At 65.8% G+C, this 24,178-nt stretch carries 26 protein-coding genes and 1 tRNA gene; 13 read left to right on the top strand and 14 right to left on the bottom strand.

The genetic code is table 11. From position 1 onward, the window contains the following. The first annotated feature begins 130 nt into the window (after positions 1 to 130). From AC1MB9_RS10630 to AC1MB9_RS10610, 5 genes are all read left to right on the top strand, one after another. Positions 131 to 1,756, top strand: coding sequence for a S1C family serine protease (locus AC1MB9_RS10630; protein ID WP_479961927.1), 1,626 nt, complete (start codon positions 131 to 133; stop codon positions 1,754 to 1,756). Between the two features lie 134 nt (positions 1,757 to 1,890). Beyond that, positions 1,891 to 2,934 carry a glycosyltransferase family 2 protein gene (locus AC1MB9_RS10625; protein ID WP_479961926.1) on the top strand — a complete coding sequence of 348 codons (1,044 nt, stop codon included), beginning with the start codon at positions 1,891 to 1,893 and terminating at the stop codon, positions 2,932 to 2,934. A 4-nt stretch (positions 2,935 to 2,938) separates the two neighbouring features. Then, positions 2,939 to 3,748, top strand: coding sequence for a CDP-alcohol phosphatidyltransferase family protein (locus AC1MB9_RS10620; RefSeq protein WP_479961925.1), 810 nt, complete (start codon positions 2,939 to 2,941; stop codon positions 3,746 to 3,748). A gap of 19 nt (positions 3,749 to 3,767) precedes the next feature. After that, positions 3,768 to 4,640 carry a glycosyltransferase family 2 protein gene (locus tag AC1MB9_RS10615; RefSeq protein WP_479961924.1) on the top strand — a complete coding sequence of 291 codons (873 nt, stop codon included), beginning with the start codon at positions 3,768 to 3,770 and terminating at the stop codon, positions 4,638 to 4,640. Positions 4,641 to 4,666: 26 nt separating this feature from the next. Continuing rightward, positions 4,667 to 5,938, top strand: coding sequence for a hypothetical protein (locus tag AC1MB9_RS10610; RefSeq protein ID WP_479961923.1), 1,272 nt, complete (start codon positions 4,667 to 4,669; stop codon positions 5,936 to 5,938). On the opposite strand, the gene AC1MB9_RS10605 is transcribed toward AC1MB9_RS10610, so the two are convergent. The 3 genes from AC1MB9_RS10605 to AC1MB9_RS10595 form a co-directional block, all read right to left on the bottom strand. Beyond that, positions 5,935 to 6,555 carry a TetR/AcrR family transcriptional regulator gene (locus tag AC1MB9_RS10605; RefSeq protein ID WP_479961922.1) on the bottom strand — a complete coding sequence of 207 codons (621 nt, stop codon included), beginning with the start codon at positions 6,553 to 6,555 and terminating at the stop codon, positions 5,935 to 5,937. The two genes, AC1MB9_RS10610 and AC1MB9_RS10605, sit on opposite strands and share 4 nt — an antisense overlap. Beyond that, entirely contained in the window at positions 6,542 to 6,874 is a 333-nt protein-coding gene (locus AC1MB9_RS10600) for a DMT family transporter (RefSeq protein WP_479961921.1), read from the bottom strand. The genes AC1MB9_RS10605 and AC1MB9_RS10600 overlap by 14 nt, the downstream gene beginning before the upstream one ends. A 108-nt stretch (positions 6,875 to 6,982) precedes the next feature. Further along, positions 6,983 to 7,825 (bottom strand): hypothetical protein, encoded by an 843-nt coding sequence (locus AC1MB9_RS10595; protein ID WP_479961920.1) that lies wholly within the window; start codon positions 7,823 to 7,825, stop codon positions 6,983 to 6,985. 84 nt (positions 7,826 to 7,909) lie between these two features. On the opposite strand from AC1MB9_RS10595, the gene AC1MB9_RS10590 reads away from it, so the two are divergent. Beyond that, the gene (locus AC1MB9_RS10590) at positions 7,910 to 8,209 is read left to right on the top strand and encodes a helix-turn-helix domain-containing protein (protein ID WP_479961919.1); all 300 of its coding nucleotides are present in this window, start codon (positions 7,910 to 7,912) and stop codon (positions 8,207 to 8,209) included. Here the strand turns inward: AC1MB9_RS10590 and AC1MB9_RS10585 are convergent. The 4 genes from AC1MB9_RS10585 to AC1MB9_RS10570 form a co-directional block, all read right to left on the bottom strand. Then, entirely contained in the window at positions 8,176 to 8,949 is a 774-nt protein-coding gene (locus AC1MB9_RS10585; RefSeq protein ID WP_479961918.1) for an ABC transporter ATP-binding protein, read from the bottom strand. The two genes, AC1MB9_RS10590 and AC1MB9_RS10585, sit on opposite strands and share 34 nt — an antisense overlap. Then, positions 8,949 to 9,752, bottom strand: coding sequence for an ABC transporter permease (locus tag AC1MB9_RS10580; RefSeq protein ID WP_479961917.1), 804 nt, complete (start codon positions 9,750 to 9,752; stop codon positions 8,949 to 8,951). Before AC1MB9_RS10580 ends, AC1MB9_RS10585 begins: the two co-directional genes overlap by 1 nt. 80 nt (positions 9,753 to 9,832) lie before the next feature. Beyond that, positions 9,833 to 10,525 carry a phosphocholine cytidylyltransferase family protein gene (locus AC1MB9_RS10575; protein WP_479961916.1) on the bottom strand — a complete coding sequence of 231 codons (693 nt, stop codon included), beginning with the start codon at positions 10,523 to 10,525 and terminating at the stop codon, positions 9,833 to 9,835. 223 nt (positions 10,526 to 10,748) lie between these two features. Beyond that, positions 10,749 to 11,651: a hypothetical protein gene (locus AC1MB9_RS10570; protein ID WP_479961915.1), complete on the bottom strand. Its 903-nt coding sequence runs from the start codon at positions 11,649 to 11,651 to the stop codon at positions 10,749 to 10,751. Here AC1MB9_RS10570 and AC1MB9_RS10565 point away from each other — a divergent pair. Genes AC1MB9_RS10565 through AC1MB9_RS10555 form a run of 3 tightly spaced genes read left to right on the top strand, consistent with a single transcriptional unit; the run spans position 11,626 to position 14,269 of the window. Further along, positions 11,626 to 12,378, top strand: coding sequence for an ABC transporter ATP-binding protein (locus AC1MB9_RS10565; RefSeq protein WP_479961914.1), 753 nt, complete (start codon positions 11,626 to 11,628; stop codon positions 12,376 to 12,378). The genes AC1MB9_RS10570 and AC1MB9_RS10565 overlap by 26 nt on opposite strands. After that, positions 12,354 to 13,928, top strand: coding sequence for a hypothetical protein (locus AC1MB9_RS10560; protein ID WP_479961913.1), 1,575 nt, complete (start codon positions 12,354 to 12,356; stop codon positions 13,926 to 13,928). Before AC1MB9_RS10565 ends, AC1MB9_RS10560 begins: the two co-directional genes overlap by 25 nt. A 53-nt stretch (positions 13,929 to 13,981) precedes the next feature. Further along, on the top strand, positions 13,982 to 14,269 hold the full coding sequence (locus AC1MB9_RS10555; protein ID WP_479961912.1) for a DUF3039 domain-containing protein: 288 nt from the start codon (positions 13,982 to 13,984) through the stop codon (positions 14,267 to 14,269). 34 nt (positions 14,270 to 14,303) lie between these two features. Here AC1MB9_RS10555 and AC1MB9_RS10550 read toward each other — a convergent pair whose 3' ends face one another. After that, positions 14,304 to 15,635 carry a nicotinate phosphoribosyltransferase gene (locus tag AC1MB9_RS10550; RefSeq protein ID WP_479961911.1) on the bottom strand — a complete coding sequence of 444 codons (1,332 nt, stop codon included), beginning with the start codon at positions 15,633 to 15,635 and terminating at the stop codon, positions 14,304 to 14,306. A gap of 61 nt (positions 15,636 to 15,696) precedes the next feature. Here AC1MB9_RS10550 and murI point away from each other — a divergent pair, with 61 nt between their 5' ends. From murI to AC1MB9_RS10530, 4 genes are all read left to right on the top strand, one after another. After that, positions 15,697 to 16,566 carry a glutamate racemase gene (gene murI, locus AC1MB9_RS10545; protein ID WP_479961910.1) on the top strand — a complete coding sequence of 290 codons (870 nt, stop codon included), beginning with the start codon at positions 15,697 to 15,699 and terminating at the stop codon, positions 16,564 to 16,566. Beyond that, the gene (gene rph, locus AC1MB9_RS10540) at positions 16,563 to 17,303 is read left to right on the top strand and encodes a ribonuclease PH (RefSeq protein ID WP_479961909.1); all 741 of its coding nucleotides are present in this window, start codon (positions 16,563 to 16,565) and stop codon (positions 17,301 to 17,303) included. The genes murI and rph overlap by 4 nt, the downstream gene beginning before the upstream one ends. Positions 17,304 to 17,307: 4 nt before the next feature. After that, positions 17,308 to 17,898, top strand: a complete 591-nt coding sequence (rdgB, locus tag AC1MB9_RS10535; RefSeq protein ID WP_479961908.1) for an RdgB/HAM1 family non-canonical purine NTP pyrophosphatase — start codon at positions 17,308 to 17,310, stop codon at positions 17,896 to 17,898. A gap of 78 nt (positions 17,899 to 17,976) precedes the next feature. Next, positions 17,977 to 18,891 carry a cation diffusion facilitator family transporter gene (locus AC1MB9_RS10530; RefSeq protein WP_479961907.1) on the top strand — a complete coding sequence of 305 codons (915 nt, stop codon included), beginning with the start codon at positions 17,977 to 17,979 and terminating at the stop codon, positions 18,889 to 18,891. A gap of 33 nt (positions 18,892 to 18,924) precedes the next feature. Here the strand turns inward: AC1MB9_RS10530 and AC1MB9_RS10525 are convergent, their stop codons facing one another. From AC1MB9_RS10525 to AC1MB9_RS10500, 6 genes are all read right to left on the bottom strand, one after another. Continuing rightward, positions 18,925 to 19,611, bottom strand: a complete 687-nt coding sequence (locus AC1MB9_RS10525) for a DedA family protein (protein ID WP_479961906.1) — start codon at positions 19,609 to 19,611, stop codon at positions 18,925 to 18,927. 171 nt (positions 19,612 to 19,782) lie between these two features. Next, positions 19,783 to 20,751: an ArsA family ATPase gene (locus tag AC1MB9_RS10520; RefSeq protein WP_479961905.1), complete on the bottom strand. Its 969-nt coding sequence runs from the start codon at positions 20,749 to 20,751 to the stop codon at positions 19,783 to 19,785. Next, entirely contained in the window at positions 20,742 to 21,035 is a 294-nt protein-coding gene (locus AC1MB9_RS10515) for a cory-CC-star protein (RefSeq protein WP_479961904.1), read from the bottom strand. Before AC1MB9_RS10515 ends, AC1MB9_RS10520 begins: the two co-directional genes overlap by 10 nt. Further along, complete coding sequence (locus AC1MB9_RS10510) at positions 21,036 to 22,778, bottom strand: carbon starvation CstA family protein (protein WP_479961903.1); 1,743 nt, start codon at positions 22,776 to 22,778, stop codon at positions 21,036 to 21,038. A gap of 295 nt (positions 22,779 to 23,073) precedes the next feature. After that, positions 23,074 to 23,155: transfer RNA gene (locus tag AC1MB9_RS10505), tRNA-Leu, on the bottom strand. Positions 23,156 to 23,190: 35 nt separating this feature from the next. Continuing rightward, complete coding sequence (locus AC1MB9_RS10500; RefSeq protein ID WP_479961902.1) at positions 23,191 to 24,120, bottom strand: LysR family transcriptional regulator; 930 nt, start codon at positions 24,118 to 24,120, stop codon at positions 23,191 to 23,193. Positions 24,121 to 24,178: the final 58 nt, after the last annotated feature.

The raw sequence follows: 24,178 nt of genomic DNA, 5'->3' as shown, positions 1-24,178 counted from the left end.
ACGCGGGGCATGAATTGCCTGATCCCAGCCCCGAGCAAGGTCACGGTGTCATCATTGAATGCTCCCAGCCTGTCCATACCAAACATTCAGGTTTGGGCGCGAAGCTGGCGTTGCTTGGAAGGAGCACCCCATGACCGACAACACCAAGGATTCTGGTAACGACGTTCCCGAACCTCGCGACGAGACAGCGTCATTCGCCGTGAACGGTTCCGGCGAGGCAGCGACCACCCCTCCCACTACCAACCCGGATCCCATTGTCAGTGCGGATTCGGCGCCCACCGAAAACGTCGCTGCGGCCGAAGCGGCGCAGCCCACGGTGCACCCCTCCTCCGCCGGCGGCGCACCCGCCCCCGGCGCCTCGGCTGCCGGCAGCCCGGCAGAGACTTACCCCACGGCGGCGTACCCCACCGACGCGTTCGGACGTCCGGTCGCAGCGTCGGCCGCCGGTCCGTCCGGTCCCGCCGGCCAGGGCTACGCCACCGACGGCTACGCCACCGCGTACCCGGCCACGGCGGCCCCGAGCCTCGGCAAAGACACGACCAAGCGTCGCAACAGCGTCGGCCTGATCGCGGCGCTCGCCATCGCGGCTCTCGTCGGCGGCGCATCCGGCGCCGGCATCTACGCACTCGCCGATTCCGGACGTGAGACGGGCGTATCGACCAGCCAGACGTCGGGCGCGGCCAATGTCGTGGTGAACAACACCGAGAGCGTGAATGAGATCACCGCAGTGGCGGCGAAGGCCTCGCCGAGCGTTGTCACCATCGAGGTCAGTAGCGGACAACAGGGCGGCTCCGGGTCCGGCGTCATCCTCAGCGCCGATGGCTACGTGCTCACGAATACACACGTCGTCACCCTCGACGGTGCTGTCGGGGACGCGACGATTCAGGTGAAGAGCAACGATGGGAAGCTGTATGCGGCGACCGTCGTGGGCACCGACCCGATCTCCGACCTCGCCGTCATCAAGCTCACCGACGCCTCTGGACTCACGCCGATCGTCATGGCTGACTCGTCCAAGATCAATGTGGGTGACACTGCCATCGCGATCGGTGCGCCCCTGGGTCTTGCCGGCACGGTGACGAACGGTATCGTGAGCGCTCTCAACCGCAGCATCACGGTGGCGTCGTCGGCGGCCCCGACGACTCCGGACGCCACGACGCCCGACGACGGCGGTTCCAGCCCGTTTGATTTCTGGAACTTCGACATTCCGAACCAGGACGGCACACCGCAGCAGCCCCAGGCGCAGAAGGCGACGGGCAGCATTTCCCTGCCGGTGATCCAAACGGATGCGGCGATCAACCCCGGCAATTCCGGTGGCGCCCTGCTGAACAGCAAGGGGGAGCTCATCGGTATCAACGTGGCCATCGCCAACGCCGGTGACTCGAGCTCGGCCGCAGGAAGCATCGGCGTCGGATTCTCGATTCCCTCCAACTTCGCCCAGCGCATCTCCGAGGAACTCATCACGAACGGCACGGCGACCCACGGCCTGCTCGGTGCGAGCGTCTCCAACCCCACGAGCGCCTCAAGCGACACGGTGGGTGCGCTCATCGTCAAGGTCTCGTCCGGCGGAGCGGCCGAAAAGGCCGGACTCAAGAACGGTGACGTGGTGACCAACTTCAACGGCCTGCCCATCACGGACCCCAACGACCTGACCGCGCAGGTGCGCGCGATGCCGGCCGGTGGAACGGCCGACCTCACGTACGTGCGTGACGGAAAGACCGCAACGGTGTCGGTGACCCTGGGCGAGCTCGCTGGCTAGCCGCGTCGCTCCTTCCACCCATGTGCGCCGTCGGCCTGTCCGGCGGCGCACGCGTGTGTGCGGGGGCCGATGCGTGTGCGAGCGCCAATGATAGGCTGAATCGCCTACCCAACTACCGGAAAGCGGGCTGCCGCGTGCGTCAAAGTGGTGACCAACTCCTACCCGGGGTCTCATACGTCATGCCGGTGCTCAACGAAGTGACGCATGTGCGCGCCGCGGTGATGAGCCTGCTGCATCAGGACTATCAGGGCCCGTTCGAAGTGACCCTGGCCCTCGGCCCGAGCCTCGACGGCACGACCGAACTGGTCGAAGAGATGGCCGCCGTGGATGCCCGCATCCGCATTGTGCCCAATGACGTGGGTTCCACTCCCGCCGGCCTCAACACCGCCATCAGGGCCTCCCAATACGCGGTCGTCATTCGAGTCGACGCGCATTCCGTGCTGCCCCCGAACTATGCCCGCATCGCCGTGGAAACTCTCGAACGCACGGGCGCCGACAACGTGGGCGGAATCATGGACGCTCAGGGCGGCACGCCGTTCGAGAAGGCGGTGGCCCGCGCCTACGGCGCCCGCATCGGCCTCGGAGGCACGCCCCACCATGTGGGTGGCAAACAGGGCAAGGCCGAGACCGTCTACCTGGGCTGCTTCCGAACCGAGAGCATCCTTAAGGTCGGTCTCTTCGACGAGGGCGTCAAGCGCGGCCAGGACTGGGACCTCAACCGGCGCCTGCGCGAAGCCGGGGGCACGGTGTGGTTCACCCCCGAATTGCGGGTCGTCTACCGACCGCGCCCGAGCGTGTCACGGCTGGCCCGGCAGATGCTCTCCACCGGGCTGTGGCGTGGTGAACTGGCCAGGCGCTACCCCGCGGCCAACGGCATCCGCTACTTCATTCCGCCGCTGATGGTGCTGGGCGTGGCACTCGGTCTGCTTCTCGGGATCGGCGGCGTCGCGCAGGCCCTCGCCGGGGCGACCCCCTGGCTCCTGCTCGGTCTGATCGTTCCGATCGGGTACGCTCTGATCGTCGTCGCGGCGACGTTGACGGTGGCTCGCCCCGACGGGTTTCGTTCGGCGAGCCGGTTTCTCGTAGTCTTGCCCTGCATTCACTTTTGCTGGGGTGCGGGATTCGTACTCGGATTCCTCAAGCTCACGAGCAACATCACGGCACACACGGGGAGATAACCACATGCAAGCCACGCCCAACTCGGCTCGGCCCACGTCGATCGCCGAGTTGCGACGGGTGGCCCAGCCGCCAGAGGTTCGTCTGCGGGCCAACGCGGAACACTGGACGGCCAGCCTCTACCTGCGCAACCTGTCTCCGTACATCACCTGGATGCTGCTGAAAACGCGCATCTCGGCCAATGGTGTGACCGGACTGATGATCATGATCGGATGGTCGACCGCCGCGGCCCTGCTCATCCCCGGCATTTGGGGTGCCCTGCTGGCCCTCGTGCTCGGCCAGCTGCAAATGCTCATCGACTGCTGCGACGGCGAAGTCGCCCGGTGGCGCAAAACATCCTCACCGGCCGGGGTGTTCCTCGACAAGGTGGGGCACTACTCCACCGAGGCTCTGATCCCCATCGCGCTCGGTTTTCGTGCGGCGATGTACCCGATCGAAGCACCCGAGGACTTGCTCTGGACGAGCCTCGCGCTCCTGTTGGCACTCATCATCGTGCTCAATAAGGCGCTCAACGACATGGTGCACGTCGCGCGCGCCAATGCGGGTCTCCCGAAGCTCGCCGACGCGCACGGAGAGAGTGCCCCGACCTCGAGCCTGCTGAAGCGCGTCCGGCGGCTGGCACGTTTCCTTCCCTTCCATCGGTTGTACCACTCCGTGGAACTGACCATGGTGATTTTCGTCGCGGCGCTGTTGGGCCTCGTCATCGGCGAACCAACCGCGGACCGCGCGCTGCTCATCGTGCTGGTTCCGCTCGCCTTCCTGTCTTTGATCGGGCATTTCGTTGCGATCATGGCGTCCAAGCGTGTCCGTTCCTAAGGCAGGGGGGCGTCCCGAGGTGGCAAAGCTGCCGACCGTCGGCGTCGTGGTGCTCTCTCAGGGGACCCGGCCGGCGGACCTCGAGCGCGGCATCCTGAGTCTGTTGGCGCAACAGGGCGTTCAACTGGACGTGGTCTGCGTGGGCAACGGATGGGAACCTGCCGGGCTGCCGGGCAACGTTCGAACGCTCGGGCTTCCGACGAATCTCGGAATCCCCGCCGGACGCAACCGCGGTGTCGACCGGGTCAGCGGTGAGTACCTCTTCTTCCTCGACGACGACGCGAGCATTCCCGACCCGCATTTTCTGCGCCGCGCCATCGACAAGCTCCGGGCCGATCCGACGATCGGTCTGCTCCAGCCCCGCGTGGTCGACCCGGAGGGCCTCGCTTCCCCGAGGCGCTGGGTGCCGCGCATCCGCAAAGGCGAAGCCAGCGAGTCTAGCGCCGTGTTCTCGGTGTGGGAGGGCGCCGTGCTGCTGCCCCGTGCCGTCTTCGACGCCACCGGCGGCTGGGCGGAGCCGTTTTTCTACGCCCATGAGGGCATCGAGCTCGCCTGGCGGGTGTGGGACCAGGGTCTGCGCGTCTGGTACGCCGGTGACCTCGAAGCCAATCATCCGTTCATGCATCCGACCCGACATGCCGCGTACTATCGCCTGAACGCCCGCAACCGCGTGTGGCTGGCCCGGCGCAACCTGCCGACGGTGCTCGTGCCCGTGTACGTGGCATCGTGGACGCTGATCCAGCTGCTGCGCTGGTCTCGCAACCCCACAGCACTGCGCGCCTGGTTCGGCGGCTGGCGTGAGGGCTGGCGAACCGACCCGGGGGAGCGGCGCGTGCTGTCCCCGCGAACGGTTTGGCGCATGACTCGCGCCGGACGTCCCCCGATCGTCTGACCCTTCTCGAAGGGTAGGCTTAAGCGGTGGGTATTCAGAAAGATGTCAGGCGCGCCGTCAAGTTGGTCAGGGACGTCGCAGCGTCCCGGAAAGCTCAGCGGTATCTCGCCGATGCCCGCGAGCCGTTGCCGGAGAACCACTTCAAGATCGCCGTCTACTTTGCGGACGGCCCGGTGAACATGTATCAGATGCGCCAGTGGTACAAACCGTTGCTCGAACTCGCCGAGACCTGGCCCGTGGTCGTGTTGAGCCGCACCGGCGGCGGATCCTTGAAACTCATGAAGGAATCGCCCCTCCCCATCGCCCACGTGCGCACCGTGCGCGACCTGGAACGCGTGATCCACGAACAAGACATCCGCATGGTGTTCTACGTCAACCAGAATCCCCGAAACTTTCAGATGATGCGCTACGGGCGCATGTGGCACGTTTTCATCAATCATGGTGAGAGCGACAAAATGTACATGGTCACGAACCAGTTCAAGGCCTACGACTACTCACTCGTCGCCGGGCAGGCGGCCCTGTCCCGGCTGGGCCGGGTGCTGTGGAACTACGATTTCGACAACCGGGCCATCACCATCGGGCGACCACAGGCCGACCACTTCAGCGGGCCGCTGCCCTACACGCCCGATGCCCGCCAGGTCGTGCTGTATGCACCAACGTGGGAGGGCGACCGACCCGCCGCGGCGTACGGGTCCATTGCGACGCACGGCGTGGCGCTCGTGACGGCCCTGCTGAAAACCAGCACCCACCGCGTGATCTACCGGCCCCACCCGCGCAGCGGCGTGGTCGACCCCGCCTACGATGCGGCCAACAAGCGCATCATCGCGGCGATCGCGGCGGCGAACGCGAAAGACCCCGGCGCCCAGCACGTGCACGACACCGGCCCCGAATTGGGCTGGCAGTTGTCGGCCGCAGACGTGGCGATCGTCGACATCTCGGCCATGGTCTACGACCGGCTGGCCGCCGGTAAGCCGCTCATGATCACCCGCCCCGTCAACCCTGCCGCCCTGATCGATACGAGCGGCTATCTCTCGGATTGCGAGTGGCTCGACGCGGGGGCGTCCACCGAAATCGCGGAGGCTCTCGACGCACTCGCGAACAACACGACCGCATCGGCCCGGCTCGAGGCCTGGGTGCAGCACTACTTCGGTGACACGTCACCCGGCGCCGCCACGGCGCGACTGCATGCCGCCGTGGCCGCCCTGATGACCGAATGGGACCGGCATTCCGCCCTCCATGATGGTGATGCGCTCTTCGACCTCACCGAATCGGCCTCGGTCGACACCTCAGAGGTCTAGAGCGCCGGTCTGGCCGGGGTGGACTCGCCCGCGGTTGCGGGCAGGCCCACGGTGCGCTGCAGATGAGCGAGGATCTCGCCGCGAGAGACGGGGGCGTTCTCGTTCGAGAGGAGCACCTTCGCGCAGATGCCATCGGTGATGGCGACCAGGGCCTCGATCACGACGGGGTCAGATGTGTGGGTCGCGGCGGCGCGACCGACGAGGTCCGGCCACTTGGTGGTGAGGGGTCGCAATGCCGGACGACGTGCGGCCATCAGGACCATTTCCCGCTCGGCCAGTGCCCGGCCCCGTCCGGTTCCGCCGACGTCGGCGAGGAGAGCCGCGATTGCCTCGAGCGGAGAGAGCCCGCCGTCCAGCAGGCTCGCATACTGCAGGTCGTACTCGTCGCTGGCCCGTGTCAACGCGGCGACGAGGAGGTCGTCCAGGGTCGAAAAATAGTAGGCCACCAGGGACGGGCGCACGTCGGCTTGCGCGGCGACCGTGCGGTGACTGACACCGGCCACACCGTGTGCCTCGATGACCCGGAGCGTGGCCGCGATGATCGACAGCTTTCGATCGATGCCGCGGGCGATGCGGCCGTCCGTCGGCGGGCGGTCGGTGCTCTCAGGCGATCTCATGCGTACCGCCGTGTTCCAGGGCGACGACTCCCGCGATGACCAGCCCGATTCCCGCCACTTGCAGCCAGGTTAGGTGATCGCCGAGGAAGAGGGCACCGATCGCCGCGACGAGGGTCACCCCGGCGGCGGCCCAGATTCCGTAGGCGACGCCGATGCCCATGCCTTGTTTGAGTGCCAGGGACAACAGAAAATAGGCGCCGAGTACGCCGACGACCGTGACCACCGTGGGCACGAGTCGGGTGAAGCCATCGGAATATCGGGTGGCGATGGCTGCCACGACCTCGGCCGCGATTGCGGCGGTGAGAAACACGTAGGCCATCAGGCTCCCTCCGACCGCGACTGCAGATTTACTGAACGAACGTTCAAATAGAACGATGGTTCAATCTTATCGACGCATCAACCCGCCGGAAGCAGTGAGCCGGTTTAACTACGGCGGGGGACGCCGACGTCGGGGGAGTAGCGCGCGTGCTCCGTTGCGGATTCCGCTCAACGCATGCGTCGGCCGAGTGGCCGCCGGGTCTCGGGCCAACCGCAGGGTCGGTGCCAACTCGGCGCGAAATTCGTGCGGGGCGGGGCCGAACGCGAGCCGCGACGAATGCACCACCCTTTTGCCGAGCAGATGGTTGCCGGTGCCGCCGATGACCGCCCCGACGCCGAAGGGAAGCGCCTTGCCGAGCAGGCTCGCGCCGCCCTTGTGCGCGAACTGGCGGATGAAGACGCTCTTGAGTTTGTCGGTCAGCGGTCCGAGCAGGGTGTGCGGCAGGCTGCTGGTGATGAGCTCTCCCCAGTAGGTTGTCCGTGCACCGCCGCCGGTGAGCTGTCCGGCGAGCTGGCGGACCAGCTCCGATCCCTCCGTGCCGAGCATCATCGTCATCACGAGCGCCCGCGCGCGATCCGGGTCGTTGATGGCGATTCCGTGCACTTCACTCACGGACTGCGCGAACAGGGCTGTGGCCTCGAGAAAGCCGGCCGTCTCCACGCCGGAGAGCGCCAGGGTGATGCCGGTACCGACACCGGGAATCACGGCCGTCGCGCCGACGGCGGCTCCCCCCATCGTCGTGGCCGTCAGGTAGCGCCGTTCAAGAACCCGAATGATGGCCTCGGGCGTCGCCTGGGGGTTGTGACGCCGGATGGCTCGGATGTGGGCCAGCACGGCGGGACGGTGCACTGCCAGGATCCGGTCAAAGCCGCGGACGAATCCGTGAGGAAGCTGGCCGTCCTGTGGGCTGCCGCCCGTCGGCAAGGGGAGCGGCGGGGGTGTTGCGGACATGAGCCCTCCTTCGCTGTTCGGTTAGAGCATACGTGCCCCGCGCGGGGTCTGGTAATGCCGAGTTGGGTCCGGTAGACAGGACGTATGGCTGATCTGACCTCCGACGCAAGTCGAATATTAGGGCTTCGACTGCGTGAGCGCCGCGTGGCGCTCGCACTCAACCAGGAGGATGTGGCGCTGGCCGCCGGGATCAACGTGTCCAACTACGCCCGCATCGATCGGGGTCATGGGAATCCCACGTTCCACACGCTGCTTCGCCTCTCCCGTGTGCTGGGACTCGATCTCAGTGTGCTGCTCTCCGACTTCACAGCGGACGCTCCGACCGGACGGGGTCGCGGGAAACATGCGGCTCAGGTTCGCTTGACACCGTACTCGTCGTTGTAGCGAGCGAGCACGTCCTCGATGGGGCCGTCCAGCACGAGGTCGCCCTTGTCGAGGTACAGCCCACGTTTGCAGAAGCGACGAAGGTCGCGTTCGTTGTGCGAGACGATGAACAGGGTGCGCCCACCGGCGAGCAGCTCTTCGATGCGGCGGTAGCACTTCTCCCGGAACGCCTTATCGCCGACGGCCAGTACTTCGTCGACGAGGATGATGGGTTCTTCGAGCCGGGAAATGACGGCGAAGGCGATGCGAACCTTCATGCCGCTCGACAGATGTTTGTAGGGCGTGTCGACGAAATCGGCGATCTCCGCGAAGTCGATGATCTCGTCAAACCGCGCATCGATCTGCTTACGGGTCATGCCGTGCAGCCCCGCGGTCAGGTAGACGTTGTCCCGAACCGTCAGATCGTCCACGAAGCCGCCGGTGATCTCGATCAGCGGCGCGACGCCCTCGGTGACCTTCACCACACCCGCATCGGGCAGGACGACCCCGGTCACGAGCTTCAGGAGAGTCGATTTGCCCTGGCCGTTGCGACCCACAACGCCGATCGCCTCGCCGCGCTGCACGGAGAACGTCACATTCTGCAGCGCCCAGAACTCGCCGGGTCGGCTACGGCGGCTGCGGGCGGCGAAGAGATCCTTGAAGTTGCGGCGGCCGCGCCGATTGCGACGAAAACGGATGCCGACATCCGTCAGCGAGATCACGGGAAGGGTGCTCGGCAGCGTGGAGACGGGAGCGGCCACTAGATCTCCTTCAGAACCGCGCGCTCGGTGCGCGCGAAGACGAACAGGCCCAGGGCCAGAAAGGCAACCGACATGGCGCTGCCGACGCCGACCGAGAACCAGTCGAGCTGGTCGGGAAAAAAGGCGGAGCGGTACAGGCTGAAGATGCCGCTCAGCGGGTTGAATGCCGCCCACATGTGCAGGTCGCCGGGAAGGTCGCGGGTGCTGTAAATGATCGGGGAGGCATAGAAGAGAAAGCGCAGGATGAGTTTCACGGCGCGTTCGAGATCACGGAAGAACACCACAAGGGGAGCCACCAGCAGGCCGACGCCCGCAGTGAGGATCACCTGGAGAACAACGGCAAGCGGAAACAGCAGAACGCCGGCGTTCAGCTCGGCCCCGTAGACCACGGCGAAGAGCACGAGCACGGGAATCGCGGCGACGAATTCAATGCCCTTGGACAACACGAGGCGATTCACCCAAATGGTGCGGGGTATGCGCGTCGACCGGATCAGCTTGGCCTCGCGCAGGAAGGCACGGGTGCAGTCGGACACCGCACCGTTGAACCACATCCACGGCAGCAGGGCCGACAGCAGAAACACGATGTACGGCGACTCGCCCACATCGCGTTCGAAGACCTGGGTGAACACGAACCAGTAGATCCCGGCCATGACCAGCGGGTCGAGGATCGACCAGAAGTACCCGAGCGCCGAGGTGGAGTACCGTACGCGCAGGTCTCGTCGGGTCAGTAGCCACAGGGAATGCCAATACCGCGCGAGCGGGGTGCGCTGCTGTGGGGGCACCGTGGCGAAACTACTATTCACGCGCTCTATCGTAGGTGAGCGAATGCGACCGTGTGTTCACGGCGCATCCGCTCGCTCGCCCAGGCGGCACGAGGTGCTGGTTAGACGAACAGGTTGGCGCGTTCGAGGTCTTCGGCGAAGTCCACCTCAACGGCGTAGAAGTCGGAGATGTTTACCGGCTCCACAAGCATGCTGTTCTTCTCGATAGCCACCTCGATGCCGCGTTCGAAGTAGTCCTGGTCGCCAACCTTGGCGAGCTGGCGCATGAGAACGGCCTTGTCGGCACCGGAGACGTAGTTGATTCCGACGGCCTCACCGAGACCGTTCTTGACGGTCTTGGACAGCTCCTTGATGTAGCCCTCGGCGCTCGTGGTGTACTTCACTTCCTCGTCAGACACCTTGTCGGTGTTGACCATCACGAAGGACTGGTCGCGAGCCATCATGGCCGCGGCGCGGTCGAGAATCGCCGGGTCGAAGACTACGTCGCCGTTCATCCACAGCACGCCGCCGGGGGCCGACGCCTGAAGGGCACGCAGCAGGCTCTTGGACGTGTTCGTCTGGTCGTACTCTTCGTTGTACACGAAGGAAGCCTGCGGGAACGCCTCGATGATGTGCTCGAGCTTGTAACCGACGACGATCGTGACCTGGGCTGCTTTGCCGAAGGCGTGATCGATGTTGTCGAACTGCTGCTGCATGATCGTGCGACCGTCGTTGAGTTCGGTCAGCGGTTTAGGGAGCGAGCGGCCGAGACGGCTGCCCATTCCTGCCGCAAGAATTACAATTTGGGTATTCACGATTATCTCCTCGAGATGGATCGGGCGACCCCGAATGCCTCTCAAAGAGAAGAATTTGCTCAGGGTTCACCCACAAGTTTCTGTAAAGACACACCGTTATGCCACCCTCATCTTACCCAATTGCTTCGAGAATGGGGAAGTGTGCCCGATTATGGGACCATGCTGTGACATTCCAGCGGGCTTTTTTGCCGGCCATTTTGCGGCGATGTCGTATCATCACCTCTCAGTCAGATTGACCTTGGTAGGTTAAACGGGTGACCACTGTCCCGCCCAACTCCGAGCCCGACGGGCAGTCGTCAGGCGCGCGCAGCCCCGGCCGTGCCGCGGCCGATTCCTCGCCGTTTCTGGCGGATGCTGTTCCCGCCTTCCCCGATCCTTCCGCGGCCGTCCGGGCGGCCCAACCGGCCACCGTGCGCAAGTCCCCGGTGCGCAAGCCTGCCACAGCGCGCAGCACGACACCGCGACCGAAGCCGCCGGGATCAGCGACCTCGGCGCCGGGCGACGCCACCTCGACGGCGGTGCCGCGCACGACGGGCACGCCCACGCGCGTTCCCCGGACGACGCCGTTCGGCACCCCGCTGGCCGATTCGGCGCAGCCCGAAACAGGTACGGACGCCCCCTCGGAGTCCCCGACGCGGTCCGGTGCGGCCAAACCGGCCGCCGCAAGACCAAGCGCCGCAAGACCAAGCGCCGCAAGACCAAGCGCTGCAAAACCGGGCGCTGCAAAACCGGGAACCGCGAACCCGGCCGCCGCCGGTACGAACGCGGCTCGGACCGCCGCGGCCACCAGGACCGCTGCTGCCCGGTCGGCGTCCGCAAAAAAGGCGGCAGCGACCAGGGCCGCCACGAAAGCGAAGGCGTCGGCCGCTGCGGCGGCAGCTGCAGAGCCCGCCGTCGAGCCGCAGCATCCCCTCCCTGTCCCGCCGTCCGCGACACCCGCGTCCGCGAAGCCGCCCGCGATCGCAACGACGACGCCGGCTGTCCCGGTCGAACGCCGCGCAGACGCGGCCGCGCCCCACAGGCCCGCGGCGGATTCGCCCGCCACGAGGGCGCCGCGGCCGAACACGAGCCGCGCGTCCAACACGTCAGAGGCGCCCGTCGTGCTCTCGGTCGTTGGGCTGTCCAAACGCTTCCGTCAGAACGTCGCCGTGTCCGGAATCGATCTTGAGGTTCGCGCCGGCTCCTTCTTCGGCATCGTCGGCCCGAACGGCGCCGGCAAGACCACCACCCTGTCGATGATCACCGGGCTGCTGCGCCCAGACCACGGCTCGGTGCACGTGAATGGCATCGACGTGTGGAAGAAGCCGCGCGAGGCCAAACGCACGATTGGGGTGCTTCCCGACCGCTTGCGTGTCTTCGACCGGCTCACCGGTGCCCAGCTCCTGTACTACTCCGGCATCCTGCGCGGACTCGACAACGAGACGGTACGCGCCCGGTCGGCCGACCTCACCGCGGCGTTCGGGCTGTCTGACGCCGTCAACCGGCTCGTCTCGGACTACTCCGCCGGCATGACCAAAAAAATCGCCCTGGCGTGCGCCATGATCCACTCCCCGCGACTGCTGGTGCTCGACGAGCCGTTTGAATCCGTCGACCCCGTGTCGGCCGTGACCGTGACGGAGATTTTGCAGAAATACGTGGCGGGAGGCGGCACGGTTGTGCTGTCCAGCCACGGAATCGACATGATCCAACGGGTGTGCGACAACGTGGCCGTCATCGTGCACGGTCAGCTGCTGGATGCCGGAACCATCGATGAGGTGCGCGGGGACAAGTCCCTGGAAGAGCGCTTCGTTGAACTCGCCGGAGGGCGCGAAGAGTCGGAGGGTCTGGAGTGGTTGCACAGTTTCTCGGACTAAAGCTCCGACTGCTGTCCAACCTGTTCCGTCGCGGCCCGGGGCAGATCGCGGGAGTGGTGGCGGCCCTTGTCTATGCGCTCGCCCTGGCGGTGGCGCTGCTCGTGTCGCTCGTCGGCCTCCGCACGGTCGGTGAACTGGCGCTGATCCGCGACGCCTCCACGGTGTCCGGGTCGATCGTGGTTCTCGGCTTCCTGCTGCTACCGCTCGCGTTCGGCACCGAAGACGGCATGGACCCCCGAAAGTTCGCTCTCCTCGGACTGCCCAACCGGCAGATGTCGCTCGGGCTCGGAGTCGCCGGCCTCCTCGGCCTTCCCTCCCTCACCCTGACGATTGTGCTGCTGGGGACGGTCGTGACCTGGTCCCGGGGCGCTCTGGAAACCCTGCTGGCCGTCGTTGCCGCCGCACTGGTTCTCGTCACCTGTGTTCTGGTGTCCCGCCTCAGCATGGGGGTCGGTGCCCTCGTCCTGTCCACGCGTCGATCCCGGGAGTTCACCGGCGTCGGCGGCATCGTTTTGCTCGTGATCATCGCACCGGTCGTTCTCCTGGTGGTCAACTCGAATTGGGGCCGCAGCGGGCGCGCACTGCTGGACGACTTGTCCGCGATCCTGGGCTGGACGCCACTCGGCGCGGCCTGGGCGGTTCCCGGGGACGCGGCCATGGGCTTGTGGGGAACGGCGGGGTTGAAGCTGCTCGTGGCCGCCGCGACGGTCGGCGTGCTGTGGCTCGCCTGGCAGGCAGTCGTCGCCCGACTCATCCTGACGCCCGGACGGGACGTTGTCGTGCGCGAGCACACGCCGCTCGGCTGGTTTGATCGCTTGCCGCACGGCCCGACCGGGGCCATCGCGGCACGAAGCCTCACCTATTGGGCGCGCGACTCCCGCTACTGGATTTCCTTCCTCATGATTCCGATCGTGCCGATCATTGCGGTGACTCCGCTGGCCATTGCCGGTGTACCCACAACATGGCTCGCTCTGCTGCCCGTGCCGCTCATGTGCGTCTTTCTGGGCTGGACGATCCACAACGACGTCGCCTATGACAGCACCGCGATCTGGTTGCACGTGGCGTCCGGCACACGCGGCATCGCCGATCGAATCGGGCGGTTGCTCCCGACTCTGTCGATCGGCATTCCGGTGATCGGCCTCGGATCTGCGCTGAGCATCTTCCTCTACAACGACTGGGCGGTTCTCCCCTCCATGCTCGGGGTCGCCACGTGCATATTCCTGTGTAGTCTCGGATTCGCCAGCTTCGCCTCGGCGCGGTTCCCCTACCCGGTGGCCAAGCCGGGCGACAGCCCGTTCGCCCAGCCCCAGGCATCCGAATCGTCCTCGGCGCTCACCCAGAGCCTGACCTTCGTCGGACCGATCATTCTGGCCCTGCCCGCCATCGCCTGTGCCTACCTGGGGCTGACGAGTGACCCGATGTGGCACTCCACCGCGCTCATGGTCGGCGTGGGGACCGGCCTCGTCGTTCTGATCCTGGGCGTGTGGGCCGGCGGCCGCGCCTTCGAGCGTCGTGGTCCCGACATGCTCGCGGCGGCCCAACGCGCCTGACCCGCCCTGCCCTGACCTGCCCCGAGAAGCACGGCGCGGATTACACTGGACTCATGACTGATATCTTCCGTGCGAGCATTGCTGAACCCGGCCAGCCCGGGGGAGGAACGTCCACCCTCGACCGCGAATTGGAAGAGCTGCTCGAGCAGGAGCAGATCGAGCCGGGCGACCACGAACGGTTCTCGCACTACGTGCCCAAAGACAAGATCCTCGAGTCGGCCATCACCGGCAAGCCGGTCAAGGCGCTGTGCGGCAAGAAGTGGCTGCCGGGCCGCGACCCCGAGAAATTTCCGGTGTGCCCCACCTGCAAGGCCATCTGGGAGAAGATGAAAGACAAGTAGCCGTCGGCGCCACGCCCGGCGCCACGCCGGAGGGCTAGCGGTAGACCGTGGGGATGACAGCCTCACCGCGGCCGAGGCGGAACGCCTCAATGGGCAGTTCCCGCAGAACCGTCGCACAGTGCTCGCGGGCCAGCACGGTTCCCGCCGCACCCGTGTACCGGTCGTCGACGACGCCGTCCGTGATCAGCGGAACGAGCAGCGCACGATCGCGGGCTCCCGCCTCGATCGGGTCCGCGTTGAGCGGCGTCTCGTCGGGTTCCGCGCCGAGCAGCACGGTTTCCTGCTGGGCGGTGCCGTGCGCATCCAGGCGGCGCACGGCATTCTTTCGCCCGCCGACCGACACCTTCGAGGCGGAGGACTTGGCGACCGGGATCCACTCCGTGTCCGGACTGCGGTGCGCGACAAGCTTGTAGACCAGACCCGCGGCGGGTTCTCCGGAGCCCGTGACAACGGATGTTCCCACGCCGAACGCGTCCACCGGGGAAGCCGACAGCGCGGCGATGGCAAATTCATCGAGGTCGCTGGTGACCGTGATGGTGGTGTTGACGGCGCCGAGGGAGTCCAACTGGGCTCGGGCCGCGGCAACGACGGTGGGCAGATCCCCGGAGTCGATGCGGATGGCGCCCAGCTGCGGTCCGGCGACCTTGACGGCGAGGGCGATCCCCGTGGGAACGTCGTAGGTGTCCACGAGCAGGGTGGTGTCGGTGCCGAAGGCAGCGACCTGCGCGCGGAACGCCTCCTCCTCGCTGTCGTGCAGGAGTACGAAGGAATGCGCCGCCGTGCCCATGGTGGGAATACCCCAGGTGCGTCCGGCCTCGAGGCTGCTCGTCGCCGCGAAGCCGGCGATGTACGCGGCGCGCGCGGCGGCGACAGCGGCATGTTCGCTGGTGCGGCGTGACCCCATTTCGGCGATGGGTCGCCCGAGGCTTACGGACACCATCCGGGCGGCGGCGCTGGCCACGGACGTGTCGTAGTTCAGCACGCTCAGGATGATGGTTTCCAGCATCACGCCCTCGGCGAAGGTGCTCTCCACCTGGAGCAGGGGCGAACCCGGAAAATAGACATCGCCTTCCTGGTAGCCCCAGATGCTGCCCCGGAAGGAGTAGTTCGCAAGAAAGTCGAGGGTGGGGCGGCGCACGACCGCGTTCTCCTCAAGCCAGCTCAGCTCGGAATCCTCGAATCGAAACTGACGGATGAGGTCCATGAGACGCCCGGTCCCGGCGACGATGCCGTACCGCCGCCCCGTGGGCAGGCGGCGCGCGAAGGCCTCGAACATGCACTCCAGATCGGCGCGTCCGCTCTGGATCGCGGCGTCAACCATGGTGAGTTCGTAGCGGTCTGTGCGGAATGCGGGGGACGGAGTCACGGCAAAAGCCTATCCGTCCGCGCTGTCCGCTGTTGCGGGCCGGGCGACTAGGCTGGATCGAGTGACTGACGCACCGATTGGAATCTTTGACTCCGGAGTGGGCGGCCTCACGGTCGCTCGGGCGATCAAGGACCAGTTGCCCAACGAATCCCTGCTGTATATCGGCGACACGGCGCATTCGCCCTACGGACCGAAGAAAATCGCCGACGTGCGCGGATTCGCGCTCGATGTTCTCGACGACCTCGTCGCGCAAGACGTGAAACTGATCGTCATCGCCTGCAATACGGCGTCGGCGGCCATGCTTCGAGACGCGAGAGAGCGGTACAGCGTGCCCGTGATCGAGGTCATTCAGCCGGCCGTGCGCCGGGCCGTCGGCACCACCCGCAACAAGCGGGTCGGGGTGATCGGCACCAGCGGAACGGTGAATTCCCGGGCGTACAACGATGCCTTCGCCGCGGCCACGGACATCCGCCTGTTCAGTCAGGCCTGCCCACGCTTCGTCGAATTCGTGGAGGCCGGTGTCACCTCGGGCGCCGAGGTGCTCGCCGTCGCCGAGGAATATCTCGCACCGCTGCGCGATGCGGACGTCGACACGCTCGTGCTCGGCTGCACGCACTACCCCTTCCTGCGCGGCGCGATTTCCTACGTGATGGGGGACGCCGTGACCCTCGTGTCCAGCGACACCGAAACGGCCAATGACGTGTACCGCGTGCTCGTGAGCCAGGGCCTCGAACGCCAGGTGCGAACGGCCCCGACCTACCGCTACGAGGCCACCGGCGCGAGCGCCGACGATTTTCTGGACCTCGCACACCGGCTGCTCGGACCAGAAATTTCCCGGGTCAACCTGATCGAAACGGGTTCCCTCAGCCTCAGCGACCTCAACGAGTTCGCCGCCCTGCACCCGCACACCACCCTCAAGGAGACCCCGTGAACGACCTCTTGCGTATCGATGGACGCACCAACGACCAGCTGCGCCCCGTAACGATCGAGCGCGGCTGGAGCGACCAGGCCGAAGGTTCGGCACTGATCTCCTACGGCCGCACCAAGGTGCTGTGCACCGCCTCGTTCACCAACGGTGTGCCCCGTTGGATGTCCGGCAAGGGCAAGGGCAAGGGATGGGTCACCGCCGAATACGCGATGCTTCCCCGTTCCACCAACTCCCGCATGGACCGCGAGTCGGTCAAGGGCAAGGTCGGCGGGCGCACACACGAGATCAGCCGCCTGGTCGGGCGCAGCCTGCGGGCCGTCGTGGACATGAAGGCCCTCGGCGAGAACACCATCGTGCTGGACTGCGACGTGTTGCAGGCCGACGGCGGTACGCGCACCGCGGCCATCACCGGCGCCTACGTGGCCCTCGCGGACGCCCTGGAGTGGGGCCGTGAGAAGAAATTCATTGCGCAGAAGGCGCAGCCGCTCACCGATAGCGTGTCGGCCGTGTCGGTTGGCATCATCAAGGGCGTGCCCATGCTGGACCTGGCATATACCGAGGATGTGCGTGCCGACACCGACATGAACGTCGTGGTCACCGGCCGCGGCAAGTTCGTGGAGGTGCAGGGCACCGCGGAAGCCGCGCCCTTCGACCGCAGCGAACTCGACACCTTGCTTGACCTCGCGCTCGGCGGCGCCATCACCCTGACCGAGTTTCAGAACCGTGCGTTGGAGGGCTGACCCGATGCAAATCGTGCTGGCCACGCACAACGCCCACAAGGTCGACGAGCTGCGGCGCATTCTGGAGCCGCAGCTGCCCGGCATTGAAGTGCTCGCGTACGACGGACCCGAGCCGATCGAAGACGGCGCGACGTTCACCGACAATGCGTTGATCAAGGCGCGGGCCGCCGCGGCCCACACCGGCCTGCCGGCCATCGCCGATGACTCCGGCATCTGCGTCGACGTGCTTGGCGGCTCACCGGGCATCTTCTCCGCGCGCTGGGCCGGACCGGCCCGCGACTCGGAGGCGAACGTGCGGCTCCTGCTGTCGCAGATCAGCGACATCGCCGACGACGACCGGGGAGCGCACTTCACCTGCGTCGCCGCCCTGGCCCTCCCCGACGGCACCGAGCGTGCCGTGTCCGCCGAGTGGGCGGGGCAGCTGCTGCACGAGCCGAACGGCACCAATGGGTTCGGATACGACCCCATCTTCCTCCCGGACGGCTACGCGATCTCCGCGGCGGAGCTCTCCGCCCATGTGAAGAACCAGGTCAGTCATCGCGCGATGGCCTTCGAAGGGCTCATCCCCGTGGTTCGCGAGGCTCTGGGCGGATAACGGGCAGTCGAGAATGGCATTCATTCCCAACTAGCGGCCCGGCTGGCATTCATGCACCGGCCCACCTAACGTGGAGACATGGGTCATGACCACGCGCACGCCTCGGGGTCGAACCGTACCCGCCTGTCCCTCGCGATCGGCATCATCGGGCTCGTTCTCGTGGCCGAAATCGTGGGCGCCGTCCTCAGCGGTTCGCTGTCCCTGTTGGCCGATGCCGGGCACATGTTCTCCGATCTGCTCGGTCTGGTCGTCGCCCTCACCGCCACGATCGTCGCGGCACGACCGGCGACGGACCGGCAGACCTTCGGCTATCAACGAGCCGAGGTCTTCGGCGCGCTGATCAACGGGCTGATTCTGCTCGGCGTCGCCGTGTTCGTCGTGATCGGGGCGGTGGAACGGCTGTTGAAGCCCGCGGATGTTGAGGTTCTCGGCGGTCCGATGCTCGTCGTGGCCATCATCGGCCTCGTCGCCAACATTGCCGCGTTGCTCCTGCTGCGCCCGGCGGCGGCCGGATCCATCAATATGCGCGGGGCCTACCTCGAGGTGCTCGGTGACGCGCTCGGTTCGGTGGCCGTGATCATCGCGGCCACCGTCATTCTGCTCACCGGTTTCGCCCCAGCGGATGCGATCGCCTCGCTCGTCATCGCGGCGATGATCGTGCCACGCGCCTTCGCGCTGCTGCGGGACGTGGTGCGCGTGTTCAGCGAATCGGCACCGGCCGACACGGATGTGGCCGAAATTCGCCGCCACCTTGAGGCGGCCGCCGGCGTCGTTGCCGTGCACGACGTGCACGTGTGGGCGATCACGAGCGGCGCGCACGTCTTCACCGCGCACATCGTCGTCGAGGCGGAGGTGCTCGCCGAGGGCGGCGCCGGGGCGCTCCTCGACGAGCTGTCCGAGTGCTTGTCGACGCACTTCGACGTGGAGCACTCCACCTTTCAGCTGGAGCCCGCGGAACACGCCGACCACGGGCACGACCACATGCATCCCTGACCCGGCACGCCTCGGCCGGTGCGCCTGCTTGTGCTAGACCTCCGGGCGGTCCATCAGCGCGATGCGCGCCGCACGACGGGCCTTGACCGTGGACTGCACGTAGTGAAAAAGCGTCGGTATGAGCGTGATGACGACGGCGCCGAGCAGAATCAGGTCGATGTAACTCGTCACAAAGTCCGCGACCGGTGGGATGTAGCCGAGGAAGTAGCCGGTGTAGGTGAGCCCGGTACCCCAGGCCAAAGCGCCGATCAGGTTGTAGAGCGTGTATTTGCGGTAGTTCATTTTGCCCACGCCGGCGGCAACCGGGGCGAACGTGCGCACGACGGGCACGAACCGGGCGACGATGACGGCCACCCCGCCGAAGCGCACGAAGAACGAATTGGTGCGCTCCACGTTTGCGATGCTGAACAGGCCGGATTCCTTGCGTTCGAAGACGTGCGGCCCGAACTTGTGCCCGATGAAGTATCCGGCCTCGCCACCGAGGAACGCGGCCAAACCGATGGCCAGAGCCACCCACCAGATGTCGATGGGGATCACTCCCGCCGCGGGAAAGGCGAGCAGGCCCGTGATCACGAGAAGGGTGTCACCGGGCAGCAGAAACCCGACCAGCAGACCGGTCTCGGCGAAGACGATGGCGCACACGACAAGCAGGGCCCACGGGCCGGCCGAATTGATAATCTGGTTCGGATCCAGCCAGGGAATCAAGGCGGTTTGAATCACAGGTGACTACTCCAGTTGACGACGTCTCAAGGATGAGCCGTCGTGGCCCAGAGTACCGCGTTTGATCGATAGTTCGCCCGCAGGACGGCCCTTGCGGTGGTCTGTAAGCAAAGCACATCCGACCTCGGTGGGAAGCCGACGCCGCCGGCATCGGCGCCGGGTGATGAAACTCTAGGCCGCGCTGAGTAGCGCCGCGAGTTCCTCCAACGCATCTTCTCCGGTCATGTCTCGAACCAGCAGCGGCAGTTCGGTCATCGGCACGGTAGGGAGGTGCCCACGGAGCTCGTGGAGACAAGCATCTTCGCGTTTCCTGCGTTCCGCGAGGAAGGCGCCGGCGTCAGCAGGGGAGCGGCGGTTGACCACAAGGGCTGTGACGTCGACGCCCAAATCGTGCAATTGACCGACGATGTCAAGGGATTCGGCAACCGGCATCTTTTCCGCGACGGTCACGACCACGAAGCCCGTGATGGTGCCATCGGTGATCGTCGTGCTCATGCGCGCGAACCGGTCACGGCGGGCGATCAATGTGCGCCGCAGCTCCGAGTCGGCTGCGGCCTCCGGGTCTTCACCGCCGACAATTCCTCGGGCCGCCGCGGCGAATCGGTCCGATCTGGAGCGGCTGGCGAGCAGCGATTCCGTCCACCCCGTCAACTTCTCCGGCAGGCTGAGCAGGTGCAGCGTGTGGCCCGATGGCGCCGTGTCGAAAAGCACGAGGTCATAGGCGTCGAGACCATGGTCGATGAGCTCGGCGATCCGTTCGAGTACGGCGGACTCGTGGCTGCCCGGCGCGGTCTTCGCCAGCTCGAGGTGCGCCTTCGCCGAACGGTGCAGCCGCTCGGGCAGGAGCTTCATCATCGTGGCGCTGACCACCGTGAAATGCCGCTCGATGGTGGCGCGCGGGTCTATCTCAACGGCGTCCACGTATCCATCGGATGCGGTGAAAACCCGTGCGGCGGCATCCGACAAGACCGTGTCCCAGATATGTCCGAGGTTGTGTGCCGGATCTGTGGAGACGAGCAGCACCCGTCCGCCGTTCCGGGCACGAGCAAGAGCCAAAGCGGATGCCACGGAGGTTTTGCCCACTCCGCCCTTGCCTCCGACGAAGAGCACTTTCCGCTCGCCGGCGAGTGTCAGCAGCATCCGATGTGGTCCAATGGTGAGCGGGGGATTCCTATCCGGCGATGCCAGGCATGGAAGTCCTCCCAGAGGGCGGGCATGAGTTCGGCGGTGTAATACGCGGCCGGGTCGGGCACGCCGAGAGCCTCGCCCAGGACAGCAATCATGAACAGGTCGTCTTCGGCCTGCTGCTCCCGTTTGAACATTTGACGGTACGGGCCCACGTAGAACTCGTGCAGGCCCTCCCAAAACGCGGACCAGCGCCGGGAGAAGATCTCCCGGCGCCGGCCAATCTGCACAGGTTCCATCTAGTTGGACGTCGCCTTGGTGCCGATCAGATCCACGTTCGCGTCTTCGTCTTCGTCTTCGTGTTCGGGAACCATTTTTTTGGCGTTGCGCATTGCCATGATCGCTTCGACGGCGACCCACACGCTGGCCACGATGATGATCACGTCGAGCGAGAAGAGCATCCAATCCGGGTCGCTGGGATTCATGAAGCTGCCAAGCTGCACGATCGCTGCCCAGAATGCCATGACGAAGAGGATCACCAGCGGTATCAACGCCGCGAGGGGGTTGCGTCCCTTGCGGATCAGCATGACCGCGATGATCGACAGGGTCAACGACGCCATGAGCTGGTTGGTGGTTCCGAACAACGGCCAGATGCGCAGGCCGCCCTCGCCTCCGAGCCCCTGGGAGAACGTCAGGCCGAGCCCGAGTGCCACGACGATGAGGGTCGCCGTGATGTTGCCGATCCTGACCTTGAAGGTGACGCCGACTTCCTGGACCACGAAGCGCAGCAGCCGCATTCCGGTGTCCATCGTGGTTGCGGCGAACAGCACGGCCATGGTCGCCAACAGCGTGGCGCTCAGTGATGCCGGCAGGCCGATGCCGTTCTGCATCAGCGTCGAACCGCCCTGAACGAAGGCATTGACTCCGCCTGAGCCGAACGAGCTGTAGATCTCATTCCACTCGGCAACCGACTTGAATCCACCGACGACCGCGAGGATCGTTCCGAGGGAGAGCAGGCCCTCACCGATGGCGCCGAAGTACCCGACGAAACGAGCATCCGTTTCCTTGTCGAGCTGCTTCGACGTGGTGCCGGAGGCCACCATGCCGTGGAACCCCGAGATGGCGCCACACGCAATGGTCACGAACAGCAGCGGAATCATGGCTGGTGTGCCCGCGGGAAGGTTCATGTTGATGGCGGGGGCGACGATAGCCGGCGGTGTTGCGGAGAACAGCGTGGCCAGCAGAACGGATCCGAACAACAGGATCAGGCCGACGAAGAGCTGCACACCGTTGATGTAGTCACGCGGCTGCAGGAGGACCCACACCGGCAGAAGCGACGCGATCGCCCCATAGGCGAACAGAGCGACAATCCAGAATGTGGCGGGCGACATGCCCAGCGTCGATTCGGGGAGCACCACCGGCATCTTGTCGCCAAGCACGATAAGCGCATAAAGCGCTGCGACGCCGACGACGGTAACGGGCAGCAGATGCCAGCGAAGCCGGTACACCGCCACGCCCACCAGAAGGGCGACGACAATCGCGCCCCACACGGGAATGACCGCTCCCGGTGTGCTGATGAGGAGGTTCTTGATGACGACGGCGAATGCCGCGATCACCATGAGCAGGACCAGGAAAATCACGACCAGAAACAGGTTGGCCCCGCGTTTTCCGATGTATCGGGTGGACAGGCCGCCGATGGAGCGTCCCTTGTTACGCGTCGAGGCCCACAGCGCGCCGAGGTCGTGCATCCCGGCGAAGAATACGGTGCCGAGGGTCACCCACAGCAAGGCGGGGAGCCAGCCCCAGATCACGGCAATCGCAGGTCCGACAATGGGGGCAGCTCCGGCGACGGAGGTGAAATGATGGCCCCACAGAATGAACTTGTTCGTGGGTACGTAGTCCACGCCGTCTTTGAGCTCGTGAGCCGGGGTTACGAAGGTGTCCTTGAGCTTGAAGACCTTGCGCGCGAGAAACTTGGAATAAACGAAGTAGCCGGCCGCCATGACGGCCAGACCGATGATCATCAGAACTAGGGAACCCAAGAAGTTCTCCCCCTCTTTGCTAAGCCACTGCAGACGGCAGCGTCCGCCAGTGGGATTGGACCGACACAAATTTTGCGCTTGAGGACAAAAGGATGCCAATCAGACTTCCCGAAGGTATCAGGTCTGACCGGAATATTTCAATCCGAGCGGGACCCGGGTGAGTGCGGCAGAGGTTGCGCGGCCGGACGACCGCCGCCGACCCGCATTCGGGTAAAAAAATAGGCCGGACAACCAATATCGGTTGTCTCGACCCATTTCCCCAACGGACGTCCGGATTTCTCCGAACGTCCCACGGTGCGGGAGAGGGGACTTGAACCCCCACGCTCGAAAGCACAGGATCCTAAATCCTGCGTGTCTACCAATTCCACCACTCCCGCAATTACCGTGCCAGTCTACTTTCATTACGCCGCCGTCACTGCGCGACGGAGCGACCCATCAGCACATGGGCGAAGGCCGCCGTCTGGGAGCGCAGGGCGTTGACGACGGCTGCGACGGCGGGTTGCCGCAGTGAATCCGGTCGCAAGACCATCCAATACGGAAGCTGCTCCTTGAAATCGTCGGGCAGCAGGCGCACGAGGTCGCTGTGCTGGTCGGCCATGAAACAGGGCAGAAAGCCGATGCCGGCCCCCGCGCGCGTCGCCTCCACGTGCACGAACACGTTCGTCGAACTGATCGAGTCTTGCATCTGCGGCACGATGCGTCGCGGCGCATCGAGGTCGTCCACCTGCAGCATCGAGTCCACGAAATACACGAGCGGATGTGTGCAGAGCTCGGCGATGCTCTGCGGGATGCCGTTCTCCGCGAGGTAATTGCGTGAGGCGTACATGCCGAGCATGTAGTCACCCAGACGAAAGGCCTCGGCCCGGTGCACCTGAGGCTCACCGACGACCACCTCGATGTCGAGGCCGGAACGGTGTTGCAGGGCGCGGCGGGTCACGGTCACGATCTCCACTCGCAGTTTGGGATTTCTGCGCTGCAGATTGGCGACGGCCGGCGCGGCGATATACGCGCTGAAGCCGTCGGTGGCGGAAATTCGCACGACGCCGGAGAGTTGCGGCGCCGCTCCGAGCGGCGTGGCGAGCAGGGCCACGGCCGATTCCACGTTTTCGGCCGCTTCCACGGCGCGGATGCCGAGGGCGGTGAGTTCCCACCCGCCCACCGTCTTGGACAGAAGCCGGCCGTCGAGCACCTTCTCGAGCGCGGTGATGCGCCGCGAGATGGTGGTGTGGTTCAGGCCCAGGCTTTCGGCGGCGAGCGTGTACCGACCCGTGCGCGCGACTGCGAGCAGAACGAGCAGGTCATCGGGGTTCGGGGGCGATTGTGACGCGGACAGAAATGTCATATCTGCAATTATGCACACAGCGTGTGTCGAAGTGGTTCTTGTTGCACGTCGAGGTGAC

It is taken from the genome of Cryobacterium sp. AP27 (assembly GCF_056680495.1).
This window is presented reverse-complemented; position numbering and strand designations above follow the sequence as displayed.